Below are 3,228 nucleotides of genomic sequence, written 5' to 3'. Positions count from 1 at the left end.
CGCAGGCGATGGCCTGCTGCATCATCCAGTAGCCGTCGACGGGGTTCGAGCACGCGACGACCTTGAGGCCGGGGGTGTGGGCGAACTGCGCCTCGGGCGACTCGCTGTGGTGCTCGACCGCGCCGATGCCGCCACCGAAGGGGATCCGGATGACGATCGGCATCTTCGTCTTGCCCTTGGAGCGGTAGTGGATCTTGGCGACCTGGCAGACGATCTGGTCGTAGGCGGGGTAGACGAAGCCGTCGAACTGGATCTCGACGACCGGGCGGTAGCCGCGCATCGCCATACCGACCGCGGTGCCGACGATGCCGGACTCCGCGAGCGGGGAGTCGATGACCCGGTCCTCGCCGAAGTCCTTCTGGAGACCGTCGGTGATGCGGAAGACGCCACCGAGCTTGCCGACGTCCTCGCCCATCAGCAGGACCTTGTCGTCGTCCTCCATGGCGCGACGCAGGCCCATGTTGAGGCCCTTGGCCAGGGTGATCTTCTGAGTGCTGGGGGTGCTCATCAGCGCGCTCCTTCGAACGTCTCGAGGTAGGAGGCGTAGTTGTCGCGCTGGGCGACCAGCTCGGGCGGCATGTCGGCGTAGACGTGGTCGAACATGCTCATCGGCTCCGGGTCGGGCATCGCCTTGCAGCCCTCGCGCAGCGTGTGGCCGAGCTCGTCGGCCTCGGCGGCCACCGACTCGTAGAACTCCTTGTCGGCCAGGCCGTTGCGGTCGAGCCACACCTTGACCCGAGCGATCGGGTCCTTGAGCTTCCAGCGCTCGACGTCGTCGGAGAGCCGGTAGCGGGTCGGGTCGTCGGTCGTGGTGTGGGCGCCCATCCGGTAGGTGTAGGCCTCGACCAGGGTGGGGCCCTGGCCGTCGCGGGCACGCTGCAGCGCGGCCTGCGTGACGGCGTACGTCGCGAGCACGTCGTTGCCGTCGACGCGCACGCCGGGGAAGCCGAAGCCGAGCGCGCGCTGGTAGAGCGGGATGCGCGACTGGCGCTCGATGGGCTCCGAGATCGCCCACTGGTTGTTCTGGCAGAAGAAGACGACCGGGGCGTTGTAGGAGGCGGCGAAGATGAAGGCCTCGTTGACGTCACCCTGGCTGCTGGCGCCGTCACCGAAGTGAGCGACCACCGCGGCATCGCGGTCGGGGTCGCCGGTGCCGACGTCGCCGTCGCGCTGCATGCCCATCGCATAGCCGGTGGCGTGGAGGGTCTGGGCGCCGATCACGATCGTGTACTGCGCGAAGTTGACCTCGGCGGGGTCCCAGTCGCCGTGGTCGACACCGCGGAAGAGACCGAGGAGCTTGAGCGGGTCGAGCCCGCGGCACCAGGCCACGCCGTGCTCGCGGTAGGTCGGGAAGACGTAGTCCTGCGGGCGCAGGGCGCGGCCGGCGCCGATCTGGGCGGCTTCCTGGCCGAGCAGCTGGGCCCAGATGCCGAGCTCTCCGTGGCGCTGGAGGGCGGTGGCCTCGGTGTCGATGCGCCGGGTCAGCACCATGTCGCGGTAGAAGCCGCGCAGGTCCTCGGCGGAGAAGTCCATGTCGAACTCGGGGTGGTGGACCCGCTCCCCCTCGGGAGTGAGCAGCTGGACGAGCTCGGGGCCTCCGTCGGCCTGGCTGGGGCCGAAGACATCGGCCAGGTCGGGTCCGAAGGTGCCGCTGGGCGCCCCGCCGGGGGTGGGTGAGCTGTCACTCATGCTGACTCCTTGTCGTCACCCGGCGAGACGGGGTCGCCGCTCATCGGGAAGCTGGGACCGATGTTCACCCCGGGCTCACGATCCGCACGGGGTGTGGCGGTCTGTGACCCGGGACACAGTCCGGATGAGCAGCAACCTACAAGCCCGGTCCGCGTGGGGCCAACCCGACGGGCGCACCTCCTGCGGACCCCACCCGGAGGGCGGCCTCGGGGACGCTAGCCTCGGCGTCATGAGTGACAAGAGCAGGACCGCCAGCACGACCATCGCCGCACCGCCGGCCACCGTCTTCGCGATCCTGGCCGACCCGCGCCAGCACCCGCGGATCGACGGCTCGGGCAGCGTCAAGGACTCCATCTCCGGCCCCGAGCGTCTCGAGCTGGGATCGACGTTCGGCATGGACATGAAGCAGGGCGCGTCCTACAAGATCAAGAACAAGGTCGTGGAGTTCGAGGCCGACAAGCTCATTGCCTGGCGTCACATGAACCCGCACATCTGGCGCTACGAGCTCACCCCCACCGCGGACGGCGGCACGCAGGTCACCGAGACCTGGGACTTGTCGAAGTGCAACCCGATCGTGCGCGGCGTGCTGTCGGCTACCTTCGGCTCCAGGACGCAGAAGGCGCTCGAGGGCACGATGGTCAAGCTCAAGGCCGCCGCCGAGAGCGACGCCGCGTAGTTCCACCCCACACGGTGGCTTGCAGCCGTAGGCTTCGCGCAGGAGCCGACGTGACGTCGGCTCATCGGGATGTGGAGAAGGAGTCGTCATGGAGTGGTGGGGATGGGCGATCATCGCCCTCGTCGTGGTGGTCGTGGTCGCGGGAGCCTTGCTCGCCATCCAGGCCAAGCGTCGCAAGGGCGGCGTGATCGTGGGAGGTCCCGGCACCGGATCCACGGATGCCGGCTCCGGCGCCGGTGGCACGTCATGAGCAGGTTGATGCGCACCTCCGAGATCGCCTCCCTGCCGGTCGTCACCCTCGCCGGAGACGACATCGCCCAGGTCAAGGACATCGTCTTCTCCGCTGACGGTGGCGCCGTCGCGGGCTTCACCCTCGCCGGCCGCGGCCTGTTGAGCGGCCCCCTCAAGGACGGCCTCGCCTGGGGCAACGTGCGTGGGCTCGGCCCGGACGCCGTCGTGATCACGGGCCCCGAGGTGCTCGAGCCGGTCGACGGCGTGATCGCCGCAGCCCGCTCGACCGGCGTGGCCACGGGCAGCGGCGGCGACGTCCTCGGCGACCGCGTCCTCACCGACAGCGGCACCGACCTCGGCAAGGTCTCCGACGTCGTCATCGAGTACGACAACAGCACCGGCGGCCCGTGCGACGTCGTGGGCTACGAGATCGAGGCCTCGGAGGCACTGAAGGCCTCGACGTCGAGCAGCGCAAAGAATCCCCGCCTCCTGCTCCCCCTGCCCGACACCTTGTCGGTCTCCTCCGAGCACGTCATGGTGCCGGCCAGCGCGGAGGGTTTCGTCAGCCACGACCTCGCCGGGTTCGGCGCCGCCGTCCAGGCCTTCCGGTCACAGCTGAAGGGAACGAGCTG

The 3,228-nt window shown here is 69.5% G+C and carries 5 protein-coding genes; 3 read left to right on the top strand and 2 right to left on the bottom strand.

Annotated features, from left to right (window positions below):
* Positions 1–508: alpha-ketoacid dehydrogenase subunit beta (locus tag VOI19_RS16885; RefSeq protein ID WP_416366394.1), on the bottom strand; the 508-nt coding region annotated here is incomplete at its 3' end.
* Complete coding sequence (gene pdhA / locus VOI19_RS16880) at positions 508–1,689, bottom strand: pyruvate dehydrogenase (acetyl-transferring) E1 component subunit alpha (RefSeq protein ID WP_323794117.1); 1,182 nt, start codon at positions 1,687–1,689, stop codon at positions 508–510. The genes VOI19_RS16885 and pdhA, both read right to left, overlap by 1 nt.
* A gap of 229 nt (positions 1,690–1,918) precedes the next feature.
* Between pdhA and VOI19_RS16875 the strand changes: the two genes are divergently transcribed.
* The 3 genes from VOI19_RS16875 to VOI19_RS16865 all read left to right on the top strand — a co-directional run.
* Positions 1,919–2,365: an SRPBCC family protein gene (locus VOI19_RS16875; RefSeq protein ID WP_323794116.1), complete on the top strand. Its 447-nt coding sequence runs from the start codon at positions 1,919–1,921 to the stop codon at positions 2,363–2,365.
* Between the two features lie 88 nt (positions 2,366–2,453).
* Positions 2,454–2,615 (top strand): hypothetical protein, encoded by a 162-nt coding sequence (locus VOI19_RS16870; RefSeq protein WP_323794115.1) that lies wholly within the window; start codon positions 2,454–2,456, stop codon positions 2,613–2,615.
* A gap of 8 nt (positions 2,616–2,623) precedes the next feature.
* Positions 2,624–3,228 (top strand): PRC-barrel domain-containing protein (locus VOI19_RS16865; protein WP_323794114.1); only part of this gene is annotated, 605 nt, incomplete at its 3' end.

The sequence above is a fragment of the Nocardioides sp. genome (assembly GCF_034670285.1).
In the GTDB taxonomy this organism is placed as follows: domain Bacteria; phylum Actinomycetota; class Actinomycetes; order Propionibacteriales; family Nocardioidaceae; genus Nocardioides.
The sequence above is the reverse complement of the archived record's forward strand: the minus strand, read 5'-3'. Positions and strand labels throughout refer to the sequence as shown.

Excerpts from the sequence above, each read along its gene's own strand:
- pdhA (WP_323794117.1), bottom strand. The coding sequence starts at position 1,689 with ATGAGTGACAGCTCACCCACCCCCGGCGGGGCGCCCAGCGGCACCTTC.
- VOI19_RS16870 (WP_323794115.1), top strand. The coding sequence starts at position 2,454 with ATGGAGTGGTGGGGATGGGCGATCATCGCCCTCGTCGTGGTGGTCGTG.
- VOI19_RS16875 (WP_323794116.1), top strand. The coding sequence starts at position 1,919 with ATGAGTGACAAGAGCAGGACCGCCAGCACGACCATCGCCGCACCGCCG.